This window comes from Streptomyces sp. GC420, assembly GCF_009916105.1.
Taxonomy (GTDB): Bacteria; Actinomycetota; Actinomycetes; order Streptomycetales; family Streptomycetaceae; genus Streptomyces.
This window is the reverse complement of the sequence record NZ_JAAAXQ010000589.1, coordinates 1-3238: the sequence shown is the minus strand read 5'-3', so window position 1 is coordinate 3238 and position 3238 is coordinate 1. Positions and strand designations below refer to the sequence as shown.

The 3238-nt window shown below is 73.4% G+C and carries 2 protein-coding genes; both read left to right on the top strand.

Going from position 1 to position 3238, the window contains the following annotated elements:
* Positions 1 to 183 precede the first annotated feature (183 nt).
* Complete coding sequence (locus tag GUY61_RS36545) at positions 184 to 1896, top strand: ABC transporter ATP-binding protein (RefSeq protein WP_166634604.1); 1713 nt, start codon at positions 184 to 186, stop codon at positions 1894 to 1896.
* A gap of 76 nt (positions 1897 to 1972) precedes the next feature.
* On the top strand, positions 1973 to 3238 hold a 1266-nt coding region (locus GUY61_RS36540), incomplete at its 3' end, for a cytochrome P450 (protein WP_166634603.1).

Sequence of the window (3238 nt, the reverse complement as noted above, 5' to 3'; positions counted from 1 at the left end):
CCACCACCGCCACCGCCCGCATCCGAGGACTCAGGACCCAGGACTCCCGTGAACACACAGCACGACGACCGCACCGCGGCGCCGGAACCGGCGCCGCCCCCGGTGCCCGCCGCGCCCGCGTCGGCGCCCGCCGCACCGGAGTCCGCAGCGCCCGCCCCGACCTGGCGCGTCCTCCTCGGCCACATGCGTCCGTCCTGGCGATACCTGGCTCTCGGCGGCCTGCTGAACGTGCTGACCGCCGCGGCGGGACTCACGATCCCCCTCGCGGCCGAGCGGCTCATCGACGGCCTCGGCAGCGGCCGGCCCCTGCGGGGCGTGCTGCTGCTGATGGGTGTCCTGGTCGTCGTCACAGCGCTGGCGGGGCCCCTGGGGCAGTACGTGCTGCGCCGGGCCGCCGAATCGATCGTGCTGACCGCCCGCCGCCGTCTGTCGTCACACCTGCTGCGGCTGCGCGTTCCGGAGTTCGACCGGACCGAGCCGGGCGACCTGATAGCCCGTGTCACGTCCGACACCACCCTGTTGCGCCAGGTCACAGCGGACTCGCTCGTCGGTACGGCGACCGGGGCGCTCACCCTCGTCGTGACCACGACGCTGATGTGTGTGCTCGACCCGGTGCTCACGGCCGTGACCCTGGGCGTGCTGGTCCTCGCCGGGTGGATCGTCCGCACGGTCATGTCCCGCGTCAACGAGGCGAGTACCGCCGCCCAGGAATCGGTGGGCCTGGTGGGCGCGGCGCTGGAGCGCGCGTTCGGGGCGCTGCGCACCGTCAAGGCGTCCGGTGCGGAGGAACGCGCCGAGGCCGCCGTCCACGACGCCGCCCACGACTCTTGGCGGGCCGGCGTACGCGCCGCGAAGTGGCTCGCGCTGGCCGGTAACACCGCCGAACTGGCCATGCAGATAGCCTTCTTCACCGTTCTCGCGGTGGGCGGCGCACGGGTGGCCTCGGGCGAGCTGGAGGCCGGAAGGCTCATCGCCTTCCTGATGTATGTCTTCTACCTGGTGCCCGCGGTCCAGCAACTCGTCGGCGGCATCAGCCAGTACCACCTGGGTGCCGCGGCGGTCACGCGCATCCAGGAGGCCGAGCGACTGCGGGCCGAGGACCTGCCGGCCGGCCCTGGGAACGGACGCATCCCCCTGCCCGGGCCCGGCCGGGAACCCGCCTCACTCGAATTCCGCGACCTGCACTTCCGCTACTCGCCCGAACTGCCGCCCGTGCACCGGGGAGTGAGCTTCACCGTCCCTCCGCGCGGCATCACCGCCTTCGTAGGTCCCTCGGGAGCGGGCAAGACCACCCTGTTCTCCCTCATCGAGCGCTTCTACGAGCCGACCGGCGGCAGCGTCCTCGTCGACGGCCGCGAGCTCGGCCGGTGGGACATCCGGGAACTGCGTTCGGTCATCGGATACGTCGAGCAGGACGCCCCCGTGATCTCCGGCTCCCTCCGCGACAACCTCCTGCTCGGCTGTCCCGGAGCCGACGGCGTGGACATACGGCACGTCCTGCGCACCGCGCGCCTCGACGACCTTGTGCGGCGGCTGCCCCAGGGCCTCGACACGCCGGTCGGCCACCGCGGCACCATGCTGTCGGGCGGCCAGCGCCAGCGGGTGGCCATCGCCCGGGCCCTGCTGCGCCGCCCCCGCCTGCTGCTCCTCGACGAGGCGACCTCCCAGCTCGACGCCGTGAACGAGGCGGCTCTGCGCGACACGGTGGCCGACATCGCCCGCACGACCACCGTCCTGGTCGTGGCCCACCGCCTGTCCACCGTCGCCCTGGCGGACCGGATCGTCGTGCTTGACGGGGGCGTGGTGCGCGCCGTGGGGACGCACGCGGAACTCGTGGCCGCCGACCCCCTGTACGCCGAACTCGCCGCCACCCAGTTCCTCCAGCACACGAACTGACGTCCCCCGCCGCGCACGGCGGACGCCGCGCACCGGCCACCGGAAAACGCCACCCGTCGCGAGAAGGGCCCGTTCCATGCAGACCAGTCCCCGAGGCCGCCTCGACCGGCCGACGCCCCAGACCGACGCGGAACTCATCCGCTCCCTGGCCGCCGAGGTGTGCCCGATGGGCCTGCCCGTCATCACCGCGGAGATGCTCAGGGACCACACCGCGCTCCGCAGGCTGCGCGAGGCGGGCACCGTGGAGGTCAGTCTGGGCGGCCGCGAGACCGGCCTGATGATCACCCGGTACGACGAAGCCGCGGCGGCGCTGGTGGAACCGCGGCTCAGGGGCGAACATCCGCTGGCCGCGTCCATGCGGACCGCGTCCGACGAGGAGGTCTGCGACGAGGAGCAGCTGTTCTTCCTTCCGGCCGACGAACATGTGAGGCTGCGCCGCTTGATCTCCCGTCAGCTCACGCACCGGCGTGTGGCGGGACTGGCGTCGCGCATCCAACGGGAGGCCGACCGCCTGCTCGCCCAGGTGCCGGCCGGTGAACCGGTCGACTTCGTGCAGGCGTTCTCCCGTCCGTTCCCGGTCGCCGTGCTCTGCGAACTGCTCGGGATTCCCACCGCAGAGCGCCGCTACATCCGCGACTACGTCTACGGGTGGATCGCCGAGTACGGCGAGTCGACGACGGTCACCAAGAGCACCGGTCTCGCCCTGGCGGAGTACCTCAGGACGCTGATCGCCGAGCGGAGACGGACGCCCGGGGACGACCTGATCAGCGCGATGCTCCGGGGCGAGGACGGCGGGACGGCGGAGCAGGACGTGCTGGCCGCAGTCAGATTCCTGCTGGTCGCCGGGCACCGGCCCGTCACCCGACTGCTGACGGAGAGCGTGGAGCTGCTGCTGGGGCGGCGGAGCCACTGGGAGCGGCTGAGCGACGAACCCGCCCTGATGGACGCCACGATCGAGGAACTGCTGCGCGTCATCACCCCCACCACGCTCGCCTCGCGCTACGCCGGCGACGCGCCGCGGGCGGACACCGCGGACCCGGCCGCGAAGCCTGCCGCGGACCCGGCGGCCGGCCCCGCCGCGGGCAGCGGCGTCCACTGCGCGCTGGCCGCCGTCAACCGGGATCCCGCGCGCTTCGACGACCCCGACCGCTTCGACCCGGGCCGCTCCGCCAACCACCACCTCGCGTTCGGCCTCGGCCACCGGCACTGCCTCGGCGCGGCGCTCGCCCGTGCGGAAGTCCGGATCGCCCTCGGCACCCTGCTCACCCGCTTCCCCCGCATGGTCCTCACCGGCGGCACGCTCGGCGACGAGCCGGGCAGGAGGCAGCTCCCGGTGGTGCTC

What these genes read in the sequence shown, in the direction of transcription:
- GUY61_RS36545 (WP_166634604.1), top strand. Translation starts at nt 184, where the DNA reads ATGCGTCCGTCCTGGCGATACCTGGCTCTCGGCGGCCTGCTGAACGTG.